13 protein-coding genes and 1 tRNA gene are annotated in these 20836 nt (G+C 62.8%); 8 read left to right on the top strand and 6 right to left on the bottom strand.

The features are described from left to right. Positions 1 to 76: 76 nt before the first annotated feature. Together O148_RS0112280 and O148_RS0112275 are read right to left on the bottom strand one after the other, a co-directional pair. The gene (locus tag O148_RS0112280; RefSeq protein WP_026531158.1) at positions 77 to 1087 is read right to left on the bottom strand and encodes an Fpg/Nei family DNA glycosylase; all 1011 of its coding nucleotides are present in this window, start codon (positions 1085 to 1087) and stop codon (positions 77 to 79) included. A gap of 44 nt (positions 1088 to 1131) precedes the next feature. Continuing rightward, positions 1132 to 1545 carry a VOC family protein gene (locus tag O148_RS0112275; RefSeq protein ID WP_026531157.1) on the bottom strand — a complete coding sequence of 138 codons (414 nt, stop codon included), beginning with the start codon at positions 1543 to 1545 and terminating at the stop codon, positions 1132 to 1134. 109 nt (positions 1546 to 1654) lie between these two features. Between O148_RS0112275 and O148_RS0112270 the strand changes: the two genes are divergently transcribed. The 5 genes from O148_RS0112270 (at position 1655) to O148_RS0112245 (ending at position 12938) form a co-directional block, all read left to right on the top strand. Further along, positions 1655 to 2185 (top strand): septum formation family protein, encoded by a 531-nt coding sequence (locus O148_RS0112270; protein ID WP_026531156.1) that lies wholly within the window; start codon positions 1655 to 1657, stop codon positions 2183 to 2185. Between the two features lie 125 nt (positions 2186 to 2310). Beyond that, positions 2311 to 2880, top strand: coding sequence for a septum formation family protein (locus O148_RS0112265; protein WP_169737536.1), 570 nt, complete (start codon positions 2311 to 2313; stop codon positions 2878 to 2880). 177 nt (positions 2881 to 3057) lie between these two features. Beyond that, positions 3058 to 5421: a 5'-nucleotidase C-terminal domain-containing protein gene (locus tag O148_RS0112260; protein ID WP_051620170.1), complete on the top strand. Its 2364-nt coding sequence runs from the start codon at positions 3058 to 3060 to the stop codon at positions 5419 to 5421. Positions 5422 to 5567: 146 nt separating this feature from the next. Continuing rightward, positions 5568 to 10829: an ExeM/NucH family extracellular endonuclease gene (locus tag O148_RS16440; protein ID WP_169737535.1), complete on the top strand. Its 5262-nt coding sequence runs from the start codon at positions 5568 to 5570 to the stop codon at positions 10827 to 10829. 186 nt (positions 10830 to 11015) lie between these two features. Next, entirely contained in the window at positions 11016 to 12938 is a 1923-nt protein-coding gene (locus O148_RS0112245) for an HNH endonuclease signature motif containing protein (RefSeq protein ID WP_026531153.1), read from the top strand. Positions 12939 to 13047: 109 nt separating this feature from the next. Here O148_RS0112245 and O148_RS0112240 read toward each other — a convergent pair whose 3' ends face one another. Continuing rightward, the gene (locus tag O148_RS0112240; protein ID WP_035746036.1) at positions 13048 to 15027 is read right to left on the bottom strand and encodes an FAD/NAD(P)-binding protein; all 1980 of its coding nucleotides are present in this window, start codon (positions 15025 to 15027) and stop codon (positions 13048 to 13050) included. Between the two features lie 58 nt (positions 15028 to 15085). On the opposite strand from O148_RS0112240, the gene O148_RS0112235 reads away from it, so the two are divergent. Beyond that, on the top strand, positions 15086 to 17179 hold the full coding sequence (locus tag O148_RS0112235; protein ID WP_026531151.1) for a prolyl oligopeptidase family serine peptidase: 2094 nt from the start codon (positions 15086 to 15088) through the stop codon (positions 17177 to 17179). Here O148_RS0112235 and O148_RS16430 read toward each other — a convergent pair. Genes O148_RS16430 through O148_RS0112220 form a run of 3 tightly spaced genes read right to left on the bottom strand, consistent with a single transcriptional unit; the run spans position 17176 to position 19274 of the window. Continuing rightward, positions 17176 to 17541: a DUF2834 domain-containing protein gene (locus O148_RS16430; RefSeq protein ID WP_051620168.1), complete on the bottom strand. Its 366-nt coding sequence runs from the start codon at positions 17539 to 17541 to the stop codon at positions 17176 to 17178. The genes O148_RS0112235 and O148_RS16430 overlap by 4 nt on opposite strands. Positions 17542 to 17543: 2 nt before the next feature. Beyond that, positions 17544 to 18584 (bottom strand): hypothetical protein, encoded by a 1041-nt coding sequence (locus O148_RS16425; RefSeq protein ID WP_051620167.1) that lies wholly within the window; start codon positions 18582 to 18584, stop codon positions 17544 to 17546. Positions 18585 to 18587: 3 nt separating this feature from the next. Then, positions 18588 to 19274, bottom strand: coding sequence for a MerR family transcriptional regulator (locus O148_RS0112220; RefSeq protein WP_026531150.1), 687 nt, complete (start codon positions 19272 to 19274; stop codon positions 18588 to 18590). 162 nt (positions 19275 to 19436) lie between these two features. Between O148_RS0112220 and O148_RS0112215 the strand changes: the two genes are divergently transcribed. Continuing rightward, positions 19437 to 19525: transfer RNA gene (locus O148_RS0112215), tRNA-Ser, on the top strand. A 183-nt stretch (positions 19526 to 19708) separates the two neighbouring features. Continuing rightward, positions 19709 to 20836 carry an NAD(P)/FAD-dependent oxidoreductase gene (locus tag O148_RS0112210; RefSeq protein ID WP_026531149.1) on the top strand — a complete coding sequence of 376 codons (1128 nt, stop codon included), beginning with the start codon at positions 19709 to 19711 and terminating at the stop codon, positions 20834 to 20836.

Below are 20836 nucleotides of genomic sequence, written 5' to 3'. Positions count from 1 at the left end.
TGTGTTTGAGTGACTTTATCTGTGTTTATCTTTGATTGTCAAGGGGCGCAGAGCGGTGCTCCGTGATCAGGGGCACTTAGACCACTTGGCACCCGGGACACCAATACACTTTGCGACCGGCCATCTCGGCGAGCGCAATCGGCGTGCCACACACCCGGCACGGCTCACCGGCGCGTTTGTACACCCAGTGCGCCTCGGCCTCCGGCACCGCACTCAACTCCTGCACCGCGCTCAACCCCGACACGCTAGGCGACGCATCCGCGCTACCCCGGCCGCCTCCCCACCCCGCCCCAAGCACCCCCAGCTCGCGGGAGTCCAGCGCGCAGGCGAGCGGCGCCGTCGTAATAATCCGCCCGGTCACGGTCCCCAGCCGCATCCACACGGCGAGCACATCCCAAAGCGCGCGCAATGCCGGGCACGGCACGGAACTGCCCGGGGTGCGCGGATCGAGCCCGAGCGCAAACAGCGACTCGGCGCGATAAATATTGCCCACCCCGGCAATCACCTCTTGGGACATCAGCAGCTGGCCGATCGGCGTCTTTCGACGTACGACGGCGTTGACGAACCTTTCCGCGTCGGCGTTCGGTTCAGCGCGAGGTCGCCCGGGTGACGGGTTGATAGGGTCGGGACCGAGGCGGGCGAGAACCGCGTCGACCTCGGGGGCGGTGAGCACTTCACAGGTGGTGGCGCCGCGCAGATCGGCCCACCCGTGCGCGCCGACTAGCCGCACGCGCACCGCGCCGACCGGTTCCGGCGGGCCAGTGTAGGTATCTGGCCCAGCGCCGCGCGCGCTCACTTCCCGCTCCCCGATCCGCCTCGGCGCGCCGATGCTGGAGGCTCCGGTAAACTGCTCGTCCCCGCCGAAGCTAAACGCACCGTAAAGCCCCAAGTGCACGTGTAGCACTGGGCCGCCGAAATCCAGAAATAGGTGCTTGCCGTGCGCCCAGGCACGCTGAAGCGCTCGGCCATTGAGCAGAGCGGCACCGGCCTCAAAACGCCCTTGTGGGGAAGACACCTGAAGCGTCTCCCCCACAAACACCGAGTCAAGCTGCCGGGCCAAGCGGTAAATCGAATGACCCTCAGGCACGGCGACTCTTGAGTCGCGCCGAGCCGCGCGCTCCGCGAGCGCCCTTACTCACCGGCAATATTGACCATCCAGGTCACGCCGTACTTGTCGGTGAACATGCCGAACAGGTCGCCCCAGACTTGTGGCTCGAGCGGCATGATCAATTGCCCGCCCGCTTGCAATCCATCCCAGTAGCCGCGCAGCTTCTCCTCGTCCGCTTTGGACCCGGTGATGCTCAGGCTGATGCCGCTAATGCCGTTATAGGGCATCCCGTTGGGCGTATCCGCGGCCATGAACACCATGCCGTCCTCGGTCTTGAGTTGCGCGTGCATGATCTTGTCCTGCTCGCCCGGGTCCTCCGACGCGTTGAACTCCCCGTAGGTGTTCAAGCTCAGTTCGCCGCCGAGCACGCTCTGGTAAAACTCCATTGCTTCCCGAGCGCGATTATCAAAGTTGATGTACGGGTTCAGATCTGCCATGACTCCCTTTCCGGCGCGCCCCTCGGCACGCTCCCGGAGCTTACGCTACCCCCGGGGATCACCGCGTGGCTAGCCTTGAGGCGCGGGCCGGTGCGATAACCTCAAGGTGATGGTTCAGCACAGTTTTTTACGTACGACGGCGTTAGTCACCATCGCCGCATTTCTCGCCTTGGCCTTGGGTGCTTGCGGGCTCGGCAAGAACCCGGATGCGCCGCGGGATGAGAACGGCAAGGTCACCGAGCAGGCCGATATCGGTGCTTATAAGGTGCGCAACGGAGACTGTTTGCTGAACCCGGGAATGTCCGGTTTCACCACCGTGACGGTGACCCCGTGCTCGGCAGAGCATGATTTGGAAGCCTTTGCACAGACCCCGGTCACTGGCGATACCTATCCGGGCGATGATGCCGTACAAAAGCAGTACACCGAATTTTGCAGCGCAGAGTTTAAGAAACTGATGAATACGGATGTGAAGACGTCCGTGTATTCCACGACCGGGCTGTACCCGAATCAGAAGTCGTGGGATGAGAATGAGGACCGGCAAATTTTGTGTCTGATCGGGCAGGTCGATGTCGCGGCGTCCACCGGTGGGGACCTGACCTTTAAAAAGACGACCGGTTCCTTAATCGACGCCAAAAAATAATGTGAGTGCGCTCACTTTGGGCTAGGCTCGCAAGTATCACTCGACTCAGCGTTTGGGGACGCTTCGAGGTAACTCGCCGTCCGCGAGTGTGGTGTTCCCAAATGCGCACATTTGAGGGGAATCACATGGCTCATTCAGTTGCACGAAACGTTCGACATTCTTGTGGCGTTGCCCTGGCCGCTCTTGCCCTGGTGCTGGGATTGACCGGCTGCTCGATCTTTGGCGGGGGAGGCGACGCGGCCCGCGATGAGAGCGGCAAGGCAACCGAGGCGGCGACCGGTGCCACCGTCTTCTCGCTCAAGACAGGCGACTGCACCAACGATCTGACCGGCACCGAAATTACGAACACCGACATCATCCCGTGCGAGCAGCCGCACACGCTCGAGGTGTACGCGGACATGGAGGTCACCAGTGCAACGTACCCGCCCTCCGGCGACCTGGAACAGCAGGCGGATGACTTCTGCATCGCCCAGCTCAACGAATTCTATGGTGCCGACTATGAGTCTCAGAACCTCGAGAGCGGCGGCCCGTTTGTGGAGTACACCTACCTGTACCCGACTCAGAGCACGTGGGATCAAGCCGATGACCGGCTCATCCAATGCTTGATTGGCGAAGTCGACCTCGAGAAGTCGACGTCCACGGCGGTCTTCAAGGAGGTCACCGGATCGCTCAAGGGCAAGGGCTCCGGAGCATAAGTTTTGGCGGATAAATTTGCCAGAACCTACCCAAAGTTAACCTTTGACTGATTGGATGGGATATAGCGGGCGCTGGGGTGCCCGCTATATCCCACTCGTATTAGCGCGGTCCAGCACTCGGCCGCACACCTTATTGATGGAATTCTCGGCGACACTGTTGGCAACGGAGATAGACAGATGGCCTCAAAACTCACAATGACTTCGCTCTGGCGGATGGGGGCGAGCTTCCTGCTCGCGGCAACGGTGGGGGCCGCCGCCGTATTGCCCGCTGTGGCTTCCCCGAGCGCGCCGTCCGCTCCAAGCGCGCCGGCAACTGCTACTCCAGAGGCCAGCCCGGCAGCCGAGGCGACCAAGAGCATTAACCTCATCAATTTCAACGACTTCCACGGCCGTATCGACCAAAACACCGTCGGGTGGGCTGGGACGGTCGAAGAACTGCGCGCCAAGGCACCGGAGAACACGTTGGTGGTGAGCGCCGGCGACAACATCTCTGCCTCGCTTTTTGCCTCGTCCGTTCAGGATGATCGGCCCACGGTGGATGTGCTCAACGAAGTTGGCTTGAACGCGACCGCCGCCGGAAACCACGAGTTCGACAAGGGTTATGACTTCCTGAAGAACGAGACTCAAAGTTGGGCGAACTTCCCGATTCTCGGGGCGAACGTCTTTGTGAAGGGAACCCAGGAGCGGGCGCTCCCGGCCTATTACATTGCCGATGTCAACGGCACTCGCGTTGCCGTGATCGGCGCGGTGACCCAGGAAACGAGCACCCTGGTGTCCCCTGCGGGCATCGAGAACCTCGAGTTCCGCGATCCAGTGGCCAGTATCAATGATGTGGTGTCGCAGTTGCAGTCCTCGGGCGAAGCCGACGTCTTCATTGCCACCTTGCACGAAGGCGCCCCCGACGGCTCGGCAAGCTATCAAGAAGCGATCGATTCCAGCCCGGTCTTCAAGTCCATCGCCGAGGGCATCTCCGCGGATGTCGCAGCGATCGTGACCGGACACACTCACCAGGCGTACACCTATGACGCACCCGTCCCCGGCGTGGCAGGCAAGACTCGCCCCATCATTCAGACCGGAAACTACGGCGAAAATCTCGGAAACATCACGCTCAACCTGGATGATTCCAACACGGTGGTCTCCTACGCGCAAGCCCTCGTACCGAGGCTGACAGCGGACATTCCCGAGGATGCGAGCGAGGAGGACGCCGCCCGCATCCAAGCCGAGTTCGATGCCGGAATCATTGCCAAGTACCCGAGTGTGCAGGCGGTCAAGGACACCGTGGACGGGGCGCTCACGTTCGCGGCCCAGAAGGGCAACGAGGTTGTCGGCGAGGTCACCGCGGACATCACCACCGCATTTAGTCTGAAGGATGGCAAGCCCGCTCGAGACGATCGCGGGAGCGAATCGACGCTCGGAAATACGGTCGCGAACATGCTGCGTGAAACGCTCGGGTCGCCCGAGCGCGGCGGCGCCGACATCGGCGTGGTCAACCCCGGTGGGTTGCGCTCGGAACTCTACTACGCCCCCGATGGCAAGGTGAGCTTTGCCGAGGCCAATAGCGTTCTGCCGTTCCTCAACAATTTGTGGACCACCACCTTGACCGGCGCGCAGTTCAAGGAATTGTTGGAGCAACAGTGGCAGACGACCGTCGACGGCACCAAGCCAAGCCGCTCCTACCTGCAATTGGGGCTCTCCGACAACGTTCAGTACACCTTTGATCCCGAAGCCGCCCAAGGCGAGCACATTACCGGGATCACGATCAACGGCGAACTGTATGACCCGAATGCCAACTACCGCATTGGCACGTTCAGCTTCTTGATCTTCGGCGGCGATAATTTCCGCGTCTTCACCCAAGGCAGCGACTCACGCGACTCCGGTCTGATCGACCGCGACGGCTGGATCTCCTACCTGGAGGCGAACAAGCCCCTCTCGCCGAACTTCGCCAAGCACGCCGTAGGCGTCAATGGATTGCCAGCGACAGTGACCGCGGGAGAAACCTACACGCTCAATGCCTCCACCCTGCAAATGACTTCGCTCGGTTCCCCGGAGATCACGAGTGCCACGGTGCAACTGAACCCGGCTAGCACTGGTAGCGCCGCCGCCAAGAAGCGGGGCGCGCTCGGCGGTGCGCCGCTCGTCGGAGATGCGACCGTGACCGACCTGGCGACCGGAGACATTAAAGACGGCGCCGGCAGCATTACCTTCACCGTCCCGAAAGACGCGACCGAGGGCGACTGGTTGACGTTGACCACTCCGGAGTCTGGAACCGTTTCGATGCTTCCGGTGGCGATTCAAGGGGCAGCCACTCCGACGGGAGAACCGACAGGGGAGCCCACCGGGGAGCCGACGGCTCAGCCGACCGACGAGCCCACGGGAGAGCCGACGGCCACCGCTAGCGCTACGCCCACCTCGGGCGGAGGCGGGCTACCCGATACCGGTGCCAACAACCTGGTGCCGCTGGGCATCGGCGCCGTGGTACTGCTGCTCATTGGCGGCACCGCACTGGCCATTAGCCGCGCACGCAAAAACTCCAACCACTAAGTCAGCCTCCACCAACCGACGGGAAAGAAACCCCCATGAGTCACAACCGTCATACCGCTATGCCCAAAATCGAGCCGGCCGCCGGTTCCGGCGCGCGAGCGCGCACACCGCGTCATACGGGTACACCGCGCCATAAGGCAGGACATATGGGCCAGCCTGGACCGATAAGAGCTGTCCTCGCTTTCCTCGCGGCGTTTGCGATGGCCGCAACCGGCGCCGTCATTCCGGCCAATGCCGACCCGCTCGCTCCGACGGATGCCTCGGTATCTGCCAACCCCGTCCCGGGGCGAGCCGAGGCAGAAGTGGCGAGCAACGCCGTCGTGATTAATGAAATTTATGCGGCCGGCGGGAGCGCCGGGCAACCGTATGCGAACAAGTTTGTGGAGCTCGCGAACCTAAGTGGCGCGCCGGTGAGTGTGGATGGGTGGAGCGTGCAATACCAGTCGGCGAGCGGTTCCGCGGCGACGAGCGCGGCGGAGCTGGCCGGGAGCGTCCCGGCGGGTGGGAAGTATTTGGTGCAACTGGGGTCGAATGGGTCCAATGGTTCGCCGCTGCCGACGCCGGATGCGAGCGGTTCGCCGAATTTGAGCGGGTCGAACGGGGTCGTGATTCTGTCCAAACAGGGGTCGCTACTGAGCGGGCTGACGCCTGAGACCGCGGTCAGTGATGAGCGCGTGGTGGATTTGGTGGGCTACGGGAGCGCATCCGTGTTTGAGGGGGCGGCCGCTCCGGCGCTCGGCGGGACGCGGGTGGTGCAGTCGCTGGTGCGCGGCGGTACCGATACCGACAATAATGCGGCGGACTTCACGGTGAGCAGTGAGGTGACACGGGAAAACAGTCAGGGGGCGGGTGAGCCGACTCCTACTGTGGCACCGACGGCGACTGCGACTCCGGGGCCGACTCCCACTTTGTCACCCACGGCGACGCCCGGTGCGGTGACCGCTATTTCGGACATTCAGGGTACCGGGGCAAGCTCGCCGCTGGAAAACCAAGAGGTGACCACGCGCGGTGTGGTGACCGCGGCGTACCCGACCGGTGGGTTGAACGGGTATTTTCTTCAGACGCCGGGGACTGGCGGGGATATGGACTTTGCCACGCACAAGGCCTCGGACGCGATCTTTGTGTACTCGGCGCAAACCGTGGGGTCGGTGGCGGTCGGCGATTATGTCGAGGTGTCCGGCCAGGTCAGCGAATACAAGGGGCTGACCGAGATCACGGTGCTATCCGGCGGGGCGCGGGTGCTGGACGAGGCGGTCGAGGCGGTAAAACCGGTCGCTTCCGCGTGGCCTGCGGCCGAGGCCGAGCGTGAGTCCCTTGAAGGGATGCTGCTGGCACCCGAGGGCGACTACTTTGTCAGCGACAATTACTCCACGAACCAGTACGGCGACATGGGCCTGTCGCTCGGCGCGGCGCCGATCCTGCAGCCAACCGAGGCCGGGCCGGTCAATTCGCCCGAGTGGCAGGCGGCTAAGGATGATGCCGCTGCCCGTGTGGTGCGTTTGGATGACGGGGCCTCCACGAATTTCTTGAATCCGGTCAATACTGGGACGCCGTTGCCGTACTTGTCCTTGGCACAGCGGGTTGTGGTGGGTGCGCCGGTGAGCTTTACCAAGCCGGTCGTGGTGGACTACCGAAACGATTCCTGGCGGTTGCAACCCACCTCCGAACTGACCACGGCAAACGCCGAGGAGGTGCAGCCGGCCAGTATTGGCGAGGTGCCGGTTCCGGCCGCACCACAGGTGGGCGGAAACATTCGGGTGTCCAGCTTCAATGTGCTGAACTACTTCACAACCACGGGCGATCAATTGAGCGGGTGCACGTTCTATCAAGACCGTGACGGCGCGCCCACGACGGTGCGCGGTGGCTGTGACGCCCGAGGCGCGGCGAATGCCGAGAACCTGAAGCGGCAACAAGACAAGATCGTCGCGGCCATCAACGAGCTCGGCGCGAACGTGGTTTCGCTGGAGGAAATCGAGAATTCGGCGAAGTTCGGCAAGGACCGGGACGAGGCGCTATCCACTCTGGTGGATGCGTTGAACGCCGCCGCGCCGGACACGTGGGCGTTTGTCCCAACCCCGTCGGTGGTTCCGCCGCTGGACCAAGAGGACTTCATCCGGACCGCGTTCATTTACAAGAAGGCGGAAGTTGAGCCCGTGGGCGAGTCTGCGATTCTGGATGATCGGGTCGCGTTTGTGAATGCGCGGAAGCCACTGGCGCAGGTGTTCCGGCCGGTTGGGGCGGGGGAAGCCGGGGCCGCCGGGGGCACCGCGGGCGATTCCGGCGCCGCGGGCGATTCCGCCAACTTCCTCGTCATCGTGAACCACTTCAAGTCCAAAGGCTCCGCGCCAGATTCGCCAACCGACCCCAATGCGGACAAGGGCGACGGTCAGGGCGCATGGAACCAGCGGCGCGTCGAACAGGCGCAGTCCCTGGTGAAATTTGCGGATGAGCAGAAGCAGGCGGCGGGTACCGACAATGTCATTCTCTCTGGCGACTTCAACTCCTACTCGCAAGAGGACCCGCTGCAGGTTTTGCGCCAGGCAGGCTATGTGGACGCGCCGACCGATGGCACCACATTCTCTTATCTCTTTGGCGGGCTGTTGGGGTCGCTAGACCACGTCTTCATGTCCGCCCAGGCTCGCGAGGCCATGACTGCCGCCGAGATTTGGAACATCAATGCCACGCAGTCGGTCGGTTTCGAGTACTCGCGGTACAACGCGAACGTGACCAACCTGTACCAGCCGGATGCGTTGCGGTCCTCGGACCACAATCCGGAGGTTGTGGGATTCAACTTCACGGCCGGGACGGGGCCAGAGCCCCAGCCCCAAACCGCGAACATCAACCTCCTTGCCACCAATGACTTCCACGGCCGCATCGATGACAACACCGTGAACTATGCGGGCACCATCGAGCAGTTGCGCGCAGAGAACCCGGACGGTTCGATCTTGCTCGGTAGTGGTGACCTGATTGGCGCCTCGTCCTTTGCCTCGCGCATTGCCGAGGATGTTCCGACCATGGACACGCTCAACGCACTGGAAATGGCGGCATCGGCGGTGGGGAATCATGAGTTGGACCGGGGTGTCTCCGATGCCACGGGCCGCGTCGCCGACGCCGTCGACTTCCCGTACCTAGCCGCCAATATTTACCGCAAGGGCACTACCGAGACGGTATTTGACCCCTACGTGATTAAGGACGTGAACGGTGTTCGGGTCGCGATCATTGGCACCGCACCGCAAAACACGCCGACCATGGTTCCTGTCGAAGGCGTCAAAGACGTCGACTTCGGCGACCCGGTCGAGGCGGTCAACCGCGAGGCCGCGAAGATCAAGGCGCAGGGTCTGGCGGATGTGATCGTCGCGAATTATCACGACGGCGCCCCCGTCAACGACGCCACTTCCACCCTTGACGAGGCGCTCGCGCAGGGTGGTGTCTTTGCGAATATTGTGCAGAACACGAGCCCTGACGTGGACGTGCTGTTCAATGCGCACACGCATCAGAAGTACTCCTGGGATGCGCCGGTTCCGGGCGATCCGGGCCGCACGCGCCCGGTCATTCAGGCGGGCGAGTATGGCGCTTTCCTGGCGCAGGTCCAGTTGACGGTGGACACTGCGACCGGCGAGGTCATCAGCTACAGCAGCGGAAACGTGCCGCGGAGCACCGAAGACCCCGCCGCGCTGGCCGAAAAGTACCCGCGCGTAGCGAAGGTCAAGGAGATTGTGGACGCGGCACTTGCCGAGGCGGACAAGATCAACGTGCCATGGGGGTCGGTCACTGCGGACATCACCACCGCTTTCCGCGGCGACAGCCGAGGCGATATCACGCAGCAATCCACGCTGGGGAACCTGATTGCGGACATGATCGCTAGCGAGTTGGGCCCGGCGGAGCGCGGCGGCGCGGAGATCGGGCTGGTCAACCCGGGCGGTCTGCGCGATGAGCTCTTTTACGGCGAGGACGGCGTGATTCGCCGCGCCACCGCGGAGAGCGTGCTGCCCTTCAACAATGACATGGTCACCGGCACCATTACGGGCGCGCAGTTGAAGCGGTTGCTCGAGCAGCAGTGGCAGAAGAACGACGGCGGGGCTGAACGCTACCTTGCGTTGTCATTGTCGGCTAACGTCCGGTACACCTTTGATACAACGCGAGAGTTTGGTGATCGGGTCACCGGGGTGTGGGTGAATGGCAACGCGGTGGCGCCCGAGGATTCCTTCCGGCTGGGGAGCTTCAGTTTCCTGTTCGGCGGCGGGGACGGTTTGAGCGTGCTGAAAGAGGCAACGGATGTGACGCCCTCGGGACTCAAGGATATTCAGGCGTTCGAGAATTACCTAAAGTCGAAGTCGCCGATCAGCCCCGACTTCGTCAAGCGCGGCGTCGAGGTTCGCACTGCGAGCGCCGAGGCCACGACGGGCGACACCGTTACGGCTGAAGTTTTCGGGTTGAACCTGAACTCGCTGGGAGCACCGGAAACGACCGAAATCACCGGAGACATTGCCGGCACGAATGTCGGCACCTGGCCGGTAGCTAACGGAAACGCGAAGGTGACATTCACCGTGCCGGCCGCGAGCGCTGGCACCGGAAGTGGCACTGCAAGCGGTACTGCAAGCGGTACAGCAACTGGCACAGGAAGCGCTACTTCAGACGGCACTGCAGACGGAACTACGTCCGGCATTGCAACCGCCACTGCATCCGACGCTGCAACCAGCACTGCATCCGACGCTGCAACCGGCACTGCAACCGGCACTGCATCCAGCACTGCAACCGGCACTGCAACCGGCACTGCATCCAGCACTGCATCCGGGCGGCCGCTTGGTTCTGGTGGCGTCCCCGGTTCGTCAGTGTTTGCTCTGGCTGAGGCCGCCGGATCGGCAATCTTCCCGCGCCTCAGCGGCGAGTTTGTGGATGTCAACCTCCCGGTCGCGCTCACCCTGACGTCAGAAACGGCTCCGCCCACCGGCGAGCCGACCGCAACGCCCACCGGGACCCCAACGGCCACGCCTGCACCAACGGGCGAACCCACCGAAACCCCAACTGCAACACCGACAGGTCAGCCGACGGCGACGCCGGGACCCACTGGAGAGCCGACCGCGACGCCCACTGGGACCCCAACCGGCACACCGGTCCCGACCGACACTCCAACGGACACTCCGGCCCCCACCAATGTGCCAACTGGAAGCCCTACCGGTCAGCCTAGTGGTCAGCCAACCGGCACTCCCTCGCCGACGAGCTCGGAGTCCCCGAGCGACGCTCCGGGTGGCTCACCGAGTGGCTCTGCGACGGCAACCTCATCGCCTGGGGGCGATCTCCCGGACACTGGTGCCATGACAGGTTCGATCGCACTAGGCGGTCTGACGGTGCTTGCCGTGGGTGCGGCGCTCGTCCTCGCTAATGCCCGGCGCAAGGCGAAACACTAGCAACGCAGTTCGCGAGAAAAGTAACTGCATAGCCGGCGACGAGGGGTCGATGTCGTGTACATCGGCCCCTCTCCTTGTTCCTACACAGGCGATCAATTTCAGCCGATTTGCGAAAGTTATCCACAGATTTTGGCAGCCCGCCGAAAACCCGAACTCAATGTCAGAGCCGGGTTATAGGTTCGAGATATGAATTTTCCACTCGCGCACCTCGAGCTCAAGCAACGCACCCAGGCGCTTGCTGACTTGCGTGATGCCGTGAGTGAAGGTTTGCGCCAGTTCAACGATGCCCCCGGCGGCGCGTCGGGTCGCTTTGATCCCGCGATCGAATTGCGTGAGGAATTTCAGGACGCAGATAGTTGTGTCATCATTCTCAACCAACTCCTCGGGGATCTGACAAAGCTACGCAACCAAATTGACGCAGCCGGCCACATTGCGGCGGGTGCTCTATTCAGCACCCAATATGAGGAAGAGCTACGTATCGTCGAGGCACATCAGGAACTTACGGGTGCCGACCCCGCCACGGAAGACGCAAAGTCCCGCGTCGGCTCGCGTGAAGGAAGCAACGCAAGCATCCTCCCTCACATCTATAACGACCCAACAAAAGCGAAAGCGTTCAAGGCCGCAAAATCAGAGTTTGCCTCCGAACTGGCGTGGCAAGCCAACTGTAGCGAGGCGGGGGCTCACCGCATCATCACCAACTCGGTGTCGCTGCTCCACATGCCGCAGTTGGAACGTTTTTACCTCTCTGGCGATCTGCCGGAGGCGCGCCTCACCGACGTTGTTGCGACGACCGAGGACCTCCACCCAGAAGTCCTGGGACTTTTCGATCGCGGAATGATGGAGTATCTCGCCCCCGCGAACAAGCCGGTGCCCAAGCGCAGTCGTACCCAAATTCGCAAACGAGCGAATGCCCTGCGCGAGGTGTTCCACCACGAGTCTTTGTCCGAACGTCGCCAGCGCGACGAGCGGCGCCGCGCTGTGTTTATCAGTTCGGAGATGAACGGCTTGGCCACCCTCACCGCGCATCTTCCGGCCGAGTCCGCATACGCCGTCATGAACACCATCACGGACGTCGCACTAGCGTCTCGATCCGCAAAAGATCCCCGCACTCTTGCTCAGGTCCGTGCAGATGTGTTCACAGACCTGATTCTCAACGGATCAGCCGTGCACACGCCCACCGAAACCCGCTCCAAACCAGACTCCAGACCTGGGGATGTCCCTACCGAAGACCTCGATAATCTCACGTCGCCGTCTCCTCGTGACTCCGACGACACGGCAACAGCAGACGAGGCTCCAATCCGCCGCTTTGTCGCTGGCAAAACTGGTGTGAGCGCCGCGCCAACTGAATCGGACAGCGAAAACTCGGGGCCAGAAGCCTCGGCGTCACACTCAAAAATCCCGGCAAAGATCGTCGTCACGATTCCCTACGATGTTCTCCTTGGCCTGCGTGATGGATTCGCCAACCTTGACGGTTACGGCCCCATCCCCGGCGACCTGGCTCGCGACCTCGCCTCAAACGCGAAAAACCTGTACCGAATCATCACCGACCCGGCGACCGACCTCCCCGTCGAGTACCAGCGCGGCGTCTACCGCGTCACTCAAGAAGTACGCGATTTCCTGTTACAGCGCACCGAAACCTGCGAATTTCCCGGCTGCACTGTCAGCGCTAGAAGAACTGACGCAGATCACATCGATCCGTGGGACTCTGGTGGCGAAACAACACCCGAGAACCTGCAACTGCTCTGTCGAAAACACCACAATCTGAAAACACATCGGGGTTGGAAGAGCTCTCGAACACCAGATGGCGGCACCATGTGGACCTCTCCCCTCGGAAATGTCAGCTATACCGCCCCTACCCCGAGCGCACCGCCAGGCACTAAAGCTCTCACCGAACTCACCCGGCCGCCCACCCAACCAAGCGAGTACATTCGGTTCTTGCACCCTGTCCGGTCAACTCGGCGCCGCAAGCCATCGGCCAACGGCTCGTCCGGTACGCGCGACAAACCCAGCCCCAACTCGTCACAATGGGCCAGTTCACAGACTGGCACCGATCCGTGGGCATACGACCCATCGGACGCCACCTCAAACTTCGACTCCGCACCGTTCTAGATTCACCGCACTGTTCTAGACTCAGCGCACTTCTAGGTACGCAGCTCCTCTGGTTCCACCGGTCCAGGCCAGATTGGCAACCTGTCCAGATCACGCCAACCGGCTCGACCTAGCTGCCACCAAGAATCTGTTTCGCGATGACATCCGCGTCAAGCAGCGTTCGCCCGCCCGCTTCGATGGGGGCTCCGGACTCGGCCGCGATCGCCGTGCCCCACTCAACGGACGAGAGCTGTAACCCCAACACGTACAAGCCCCGCGCCGAGTCGCCATCCGCGGACAGCGCCTGCAGGTCAGAGCGGGACACATCGAGCCCGCTCCCCTTCACAACCTCGTGCCCACCCAACGCGACCGTCCGGGCACGCACCACCCCGTCGGACAGCATTTGCCGCAACAACACCGAGTCGGTCACGGCAACCCGGTTCGCCGGCATCATTGCCTCAATCAGGGTTGACGCGCGGTACTCCGTTTCGGGAACCGTCGCGCTCACCGCACGGAATCCGCCCGCAGAACTCAGTCCACCGGCAAACCCCGCAGCCCCGTCCAGACTGGCAGTCACGTCCAGGCTGCCAGTCCCATCCACACCGGCAGCACCGGCAACCCCCGCAGCCGCGGCTACGGACGACCCGCTGCCCCTGCTGCCCGCGCTGCCTGCATCAAACTCCGGATACGGGCCCAGAAACTCGACCAGCCCGGCACGGTGCAAGGCTAACAACTGCGCAATCCGCACCGCGGGAGGCCCACTGGCCAGTCCCTCCACCAAGGGCTCAAACCATCCCCGCAAATCGGTATGCCAAGACTCGTCCGTCAACAACCCGGCTGCAGCAACGGCCTTCACCACAGATCGGCCCGCGTTCAACGTGCCAATGGCAATGTTGACCGGATCCTGCTCGCCGCGAAGCGCCCGCGCGAGGTCCTCCTCCAAGTAGGAGCGCACCAAATCCTGATACTCGGCCGCCGACATCACACCCACCCCCGCGAAAGGCATGGCGAGCGCCTCGATGGAAAACTCGCCCGCGCCCCCGGCCTCGGCAAAGTTCCGTTGCACGTCCTCGCGTAGCAACGGCCACACGTCCACGTCGAAACTCAATTGCTCCCCGCGCGCCGCTACCTCTGCCACCAGTTCGAGCGTCAACGACCGCAACACCGAGCGCCGCGGCACATACCCTTCCAGCGCCGCCTTCGCCCGGTACGGGGTTCCGCGCCGCGAACCGACCACCAATCGCGGCTCGGCACCGCTTGGCACATACTCCAACGAACCGGCTCGCCCCGAACCACCGTCCCCGCGCACAAACCGCCCGCCGCGCCCTTCGGTCAGCTGCACCATAATGTCGAAAAAGTTCAACCCCATCCCGCGCACCAACACGGGCTCCGCCGCCGGAATCACATCCCAGTCAATGTCCGCGGGCACTTGCGGCGGAATATAAGTCACCCCGCGCGCGACCCCCCGCGCGCCGAGCCCCTCCGCATCGGAGGCAACCTGAAGCAGCGCGGCATGTACCGGACTCAACTTCGCGGGCACGTGCCCCAGGGCCAGCACCACCGCATCCGCCCGCACCAGCACCTCATCGCCACCCGGGCGGCCCACGGTAGCCAGCCACTCGCCGTCGTAATTCACCGACCGCACCTCGCCGCGCACCAGTTCCACCCGCATCCGCGCGGGCAACCGCGCCATAAGCTGCTCGCGCACCCACCGCAAGTAGTGTCCATACAGGCGCCGACTCGGGTAATCGGTGCGGGTGAGCGCGGCCAATTCCTCGGCCGCATCTTCAGGAAGCACGACGGCGTTGCTCGCCTCGCGCGCGAATTCTCGCCATTGATCAAAACTCATCGGCACGAGCGAGGACGCCAACTCCGGCGCATCCGGCACCACAGTGGGAAACAGACTCGGCGTGTTCATGAGGTAGCGCGAGGACTGATCGGTGCGCCACACCTTGCCCGGCCCGTGCTCAAACGGGTCAACCCACGTGACTTCGACGTCCCGCGCCGAACTCGTCGAATCGGCGGCGGCCACCTGCGCGGTAATTCGCTCCACCGCGGAGAGCCCGCGCGGACCCGCGCCCACAATGAGGACTTTGATCGACTCGTTCACCCTAAAAGATTACCCGCGCTCTTGAAGTGGCACCGGCCAGGATGCCTAGGATGGAACCATGACTTCAACGGAGAACACCCCCGCCGCGCCCGCCGCCACCGATGACCAAGACCAATTCCTCTGGTTGGAGGAAATTTATGGTGAAAAACCGTTGGAGTGGGTCAAGGCGCAGGACGCCAAGGTGGAGGCCGAATTCTTTGACGGGGACTTCCGCGCCATCGAATCCGAGATCCTGACCGCCCTCGACTCCGAGGACAAAATCCCCATGGTCACCAAGACCGGTGACTACTATTACAACTTCTGGCGCGACGCCAAGAACCCCAAGGGCCTCTGGCGGCGCACCACCTGGGACTCCTACGCCAGCGACAACACCGAATGGGAAATCCTGCTGGACGTGGACCAACTCGCCAAAGAGGAAGACACTCCGTGGGTATTCGCGGGCGCAACTATCCGTCGCCCCGGTTTCCAGCGCGCTCTGGTCATCATGTCCCCAGACGGCGGCGACGCCCATGCCGTCCGGGAGTTCGACCTGGAAACCAAGCAATTCGTCACCGACAATGGCTTCAACCTGCCCGTCGCCAAGGGCTACGGCGGCTGGCTTGATGATGATTCAATCATCTGGGCAACCGACTTCGGCCCTGGCACCATGACCACGTCCTCCTACCCGCGATCCGGGCGCATCCTTCGCCGCGGCCAAGCGCTGGAGCAGGCCGAACTCGTCTTCGAGGTCCCCGAAGACCACGTCCTCGCCTCCGTCGGCACCGACCAGTCCCCCGGCTTTGAACGCTCGATCGCCAACGACATGATCGACTTCTTCAACGCCACCACCTACCTCATGCTCCCGGACGCGCGCGAGTGGACCAAGATCGACGCCCCCACCGACGTCAACGTCGACCTGGACCGCGAACACCTCTTCTTCCGCCCGCAAACCGACTGGAACGCCCCCTTTGGCCTGGTCCCGGCCGGCGGCCTCGCGGTCGTCAACCTCAAGGACTACCTTGCCGGGCAGGCCACCCCGCACCTCATTTTCGAGCCGACCGCTAACACCTCGCTGCAGGGCTGGACCGTGACACGGGACTACATCCTGCTGCAACTCTTGACCGACGTCCAAAGCGAAATCCGCGTGCTGGACGTCGCCAACAACTTCGCCGCCAGCACCCTCGAGGGCGTCCCGGCGAACCACGACGTCAGCGTCTCCGCCCTCGATCCCGACGATGACGCCACCGCCAACGACTTCTGGATGACCATTACCGGCTTCCTCACCCCCACCACCCTCTTGCGCGGCACCGTCGGTGAGGAACCCCAGGAAGTCAAGCACTCGCCGTCGTATTTCAACGAAGACGACTTTCAGGTCGAGCAGTTCTTCGCGACCAGCAAGGACGGCACGCACATCCCGTATTTCCAGGTCAGCCCGAAAAACATGGAGTACGACGGCGATAATCACGTCATGCTCGACGGTTACGGTGGCTTTGAGATCAGCAGATTGCCCGCTTATGCGCCGACCATCGGCATCGGCTGGCTCACCCCGCGCGCGGCGAACGGGCGCCAGGGCGTGTACGTGGTGGCTAATATTCGCGGCGGCGGCGAGTACGGGCCGCAGTGGCACCAAGCCGCCATGAAGGAAAAACGGCACAAGGCATACGAGGACTTCTCCGCGGTCGGCGAAGACCTGGTGCGCCGCGGCGTGACCCGACCGGAGCGCCTGGGTTGTGCGGGCGGCTCGAATGGCGGGCTGCTCGTCGGGAACATGCTGACCCAGTACCCGGAGCTGTTCGGTGCGGTGTCCTGCGGGGTGCCGCTCTTGGACATGAAGCGATACGTGAAACTGTCGGCTGGCACCTCCTGGATTGCCGAGTATGGCGACCCGGATGACCCGGCACAGTGGGATTTCATTCAGACCTTCTCGCCGTATCACCTGTTGCGCACCGGGGTGAAGTACCCCGAGGTGCTGTTCTGGACCGCGACCTCCGATGACCGGGTTGGCCCGGTGCAGGCGCGCAAGATGGCCGCGAAGATGCAGGATATGGGTGTCGAGGACGTGTGGTTCTACGAGGACCTAGAGGGTGGGCACTCGGCCGCCTCGGACAACCGCCAGGCCGCGAAGACCCGCGCCTTGAGTTACCGGTTCTTGTTCAAGGCGCTGACCGACTAGGTTCGCGCGGCCTTATGGCCGCGTGGGTAGGGTCTTCCGGTGGCGAGGGCGCGCTCCCGCATGGCCAGGAACAGCGGGAGCGCGAACGCCACGGCCACGAGCGGCATCGCTATCAGGTACGCCCACACGTGTTTCATCCCGAGGCGGCGGGACTCAGCCACCATGAAAACGGCGGCCACGATCAGGATGACGATGAGGTCGAATGCCGCCGAGAGCACCGCGGGGCCGTTGCCGAACCATTCGCCAAGGTAGTTCTCACGCGCGGCCATCGAGAGGATGTTGAAGGTCCACGTCGCAACGAGGCCAAGCGCGGCGAGCACGAGGTAAGTGTAAAAGAGCGCAGGGTAGCGTTTGGAGCTCATGCCTAGACCGCCTGGTGATGCTGGGGCACCGCTTGGCTTTGGGGCGCCGGCCTATGCTGCCCAGCCGATGCCCGTGCGCGTGCCCTTACCAGTGCTCGCCAAACGCCGACAATCGCGACCAGCACGCTTACCGCAATAATTGTTGCCGCCAGGGAGATCGTGATCCCGTCCGGGGCCGTGACCGGTTGCGCCCGGAACGCCTGCACAAAGAGCAACATGGTGAACCCGAACCACGCCACGTTGGCCGCCCAAATCAGAGCAATTCGCACGCCCACGACCCGCAAAGCCGGGCTCTTTCGGGAAGCTGCCTCCAGCCCCCAGGCAACGAGCGGGATTGCTTGAAGGCCGTGCATGCCTAGGAAGTGCGCGGGGCGAAAGTCCCCCGTCACTGTGCTCCAGCCGAGAAGAGGTAGCCCGGGGCCGCCGTCCGGCCTTCCCACAGAGTGCGCGCCCAATACGTCTGGACTACCGGTATTCAGCCACGGATACACGGGAACCACCATCGCAAAAGCAAGCACCATTCCGAGCAAAGCGAAGACGACACCGCTTCGGACCGCAAGCGTTCGCGCCCGATCCCCCAACTCCGCATTCCAGAGCACCACCGCGAGGATCAACGTCGCGACCCAGACAAACACAATACTGGCTCCCATGACCTGCCATAGAACCATCGCCAACGGGGTCGTCCCATTGAAGTGGCTTGTAGTCCCCAAAATGACGGCATTGACGATGATGGCTTGCTCGATCAGGAGCGCCACCGAAATGATCCAGGCGAGCGCGGTCCCCAATCGACGAAACCGTTCGGGTATAAACCGGAAGAGCCAGAGCGCCGTCAGCGCGTAAATGCCAATCGAAATGGAGAACTTCAACGGCTTCGCCCAGGCGGGAGCACCGGTAATCTCCCGCGGATCGGCGAAGTAGCCCACGAGGCACACGAGCGTCAGCACGGCCATAACCACGGTTACTACTAAGAGGGGTCGATTGAGTTGCGGCAACGCACTGCGTGCCTGGGCAGTGCGAGACGTGGATGGGGCGGCGGCGTTCATGATCTATTCCTTTCGCTTTGCGGGCGTTTCGTTTGACTGACGGTGTTCTTGCGTTGGGTTCGATGAGGCCCGATCGAATCGCGAGATGGAGATCCTGGCCTGTTCGTAGCGTCGGAATTCTTCAATGACGACATCGCCGAGGAGTGTTCCGAGGAGCGCGAGGCTCACTTGCGCGCCGGGATCCTCCGCGCGGCGGGCGACTTCATCGATGTCTTCGCTGGCCAAAGCGCGGGCTTGGCGCGCATAGACGCGAAGCCAGTCATCGCTCACGCTTGTTCCGGCGGCCTCGGTGACGTCGATGGTGCGGGCGACCATTTCAATGGCTCGCGCCGCCAGGTCCCCATTCAAATCGTCGTTGAAATTCAGTGCCGCCTTGACTCGCCTCATCGCAGACGGAGAGGGCGCGGTGTCATTCTGGCGCCGGTTGGCCAGCGACTGCGAATAGCTCAGCGACTCACTATCTACCTGACCGCGTTCCATGAAGACGAGCAATTGCCTGATCTGCTCAATTCCCACCCCGGTGAGTTCCACGAGTCCGCGAATCAACCGCAATCGGGCCAGGTGCTCGCCCGAATAATCGGCCTGGTTTGCGCTCGTCGCCTGACCAGCAGGCAAGAGGCCCTCACGCATGTAGTACTTGATACTGGGGATGGAGACGCCGCTCTCGGCGCTCAGTTGACCAATTCGCATATGGATAGTGTAACTATCGATAGTTTCACTGTCTATCATCTTTTTGTGGAGGGGAGCTGAACGTCAGTTGCACACTCTCCCTTCTGGCGCCACGCTTTGCTCACCGTGCCAGCTACCGGGTACGCTGGTACGGTTGCGTTTGCGCATAGCTCTCGCAACAGTGGAGACGTGCCAGAGCGGCCGAATGGGATTCACTGCTAATGAATTGTCGGGCTAAAACTCGACCGGGGGTTCAAATCCCCCCGTCTCCGCGATTTTTTTGAGAGGGCGCGACCAGTGGTCGCGCCCTCTTTCGCGTTTACGGCCCCACAAGGGTGTCCGCGAACTACCGCTCACGGACCCATAACTGACATGTGACTAGCATCCCCGGCTCGCGGTCACATAAGTTTAGGTTGTGACAGAAGCACACTGGAGCTACTGACCTGGGAGAGAGCATGAGCGTCGTCATTATCGGCGGCGGACTGGCTGGAGCCACCGTCGCCACCGAACTCCGCGAATTGGATTACCAAGATCCCATCACGCTTGTCGCCGCAGAGGACCACCTACCGTATGAGCGTCCACCGCTTTCCAAAGACGTGCTCCTCGGCAAAGCCGACACCGACTCGGCCACCGTCAAAGACGCCGACTGGTACCGCGACAACAACGTCACCCTCCTGATGGGGACTCGAGTCACCAGCATCAACCGCGAGGACAACACCGTCACCACCGAAAACGGCGAGACCCTGGACTACACCAAACTCGTCTTAGCGACCGGCTCCCAACCCACACCCTTTCCCGCGGCCGAGGAGTCCGGCAAACCCGTCTTTTACTTGCGCACCGCCGAAGACAGCAATCGGCTCAAAGCGGCGCTGAACGACAAGCCGAACATCGCCATTATTGGCGGCGGCTGGATCGGGCTAGAAGTCGCGGCGGCCGCCCGCGAGTACGGTTGCGAGGTGACCGTGTTCATCCGCGGCAACCTTCCACTGGAAAAGGTACTGGGCCCCGAGGTCGCCGAGATTTTCGCCAACCTGCACCGCGAACACGGCGTCACCCTGAAGACGAACGCCACCCCGACAACGGATGACCTCAAGCAGTTCGACATGATTGTGGTCGGCATCGGCGCCTACCCGGACGTGCAACTCGCCGAGGATGCCGGCCTCGCGGTCGATGACGGCGTCCTCGTCAACGATCGCTTGCAAACCTCAGACCCGAACATCTACGCGATCGGCGACATCGCCAACGAGGACCACCCCACCCTGGGCCGGCTGCGCGTCCAACACTGGGACAACGCGATCGAGCAGGCCAAGACCGCCGCCGCCAACATTGCCGGCAAGGACACGGTCTACGACAAGCAACCCTATTTCTTCACCGACCAGTACGATCTCGGCATGGAATACTTCGGCAGCGTGGACCACACCAAGGACGGCAAGCCGGACTACGACCGCGTCGAGATCAAGGGCGACCCGAAGGGCGCATTCCAGGCGTACTGGTTGAAGGACGGCAAGGTCAAGGCCGCCATGCAAGCCAACGATTGGGACAACTCCGAGAAGGTCAAAAACTCCCTCGGCACCCCCATGTGA

Origin of the sequence: Haematomicrobium sanguinis DSM 21259 (assembly GCF_000688395.1) — a bacterium.
Classification (GTDB): domain Bacteria; phylum Actinomycetota; class Actinomycetes; order Actinomycetales; family Micrococcaceae; genus Haematomicrobium; species Haematomicrobium sanguinis.
This window is presented reverse-complemented; position numbering and strand designations above follow the sequence as displayed.

Coding starts and splice junctions, on each gene's coding strand:
- O148_RS0112275 (WP_026531157.1), bottom strand. CDS start 1,545: ATGGCAGATCTGAACCCGTACATCAACTTTGATAATCGCGCTCGGGAA.
- O148_RS0112270 (WP_026531156.1), top strand. CDS start 1,655: ATGGTTCAGCACAGTTTTTTACGTACGACGGCGTTAGTCACCATCGCC.
- O148_RS0112265 (WP_169737536.1), top strand. CDS start 2,311: ATGGCTCATTCAGTTGCACGAAACGTTCGACATTCTTGTGGCGTTGCC.
- O148_RS0112260 (WP_051620170.1), top strand. CDS start 3,058: ATGGCCTCAAAACTCACAATGACTTCGCTCTGGCGGATGGGGGCGAGC.
- O148_RS16440 (WP_169737535.1), top strand. CDS start 5,568: ATGGGCCAGCCTGGACCGATAAGAGCTGTCCTCGCTTTCCTCGCGGCG.
- O148_RS0112245 (WP_026531153.1), top strand. CDS start 11,016: ATGAATTTTCCACTCGCGCACCTCGAGCTCAAGCAACGCACCCAGGCG.
- O148_RS0112235 (WP_026531151.1), top strand. CDS start 15,086: ATGACTTCAACGGAGAACACCCCCGCCGCGCCCGCCGCCACCGATGAC.
- O148_RS16430 (WP_051620168.1), bottom strand. CDS start 17,541: ATGAGCTCCAAACGCTACCCTGCGCTCTTTTACACTTACCTCGTGCTC.
- O148_RS16425 (WP_051620167.1), bottom strand. CDS start 18,584: ATGAACGCCGCCGCCCCATCCACGTCTCGCACTGCCCAGGCACGCAGT.
- O148_RS0112220 (WP_026531150.1), bottom strand. CDS start 19,274: ATGCGAATTGGTCAACTGAGCGCCGAGAGCGGCGTCTCCATCCCCAGT.
- O148_RS0112210 (WP_026531149.1), top strand. CDS start 19,709: ATGAGCGTCGTCATTATCGGCGGCGGACTGGCTGGAGCCACCGTCGCC.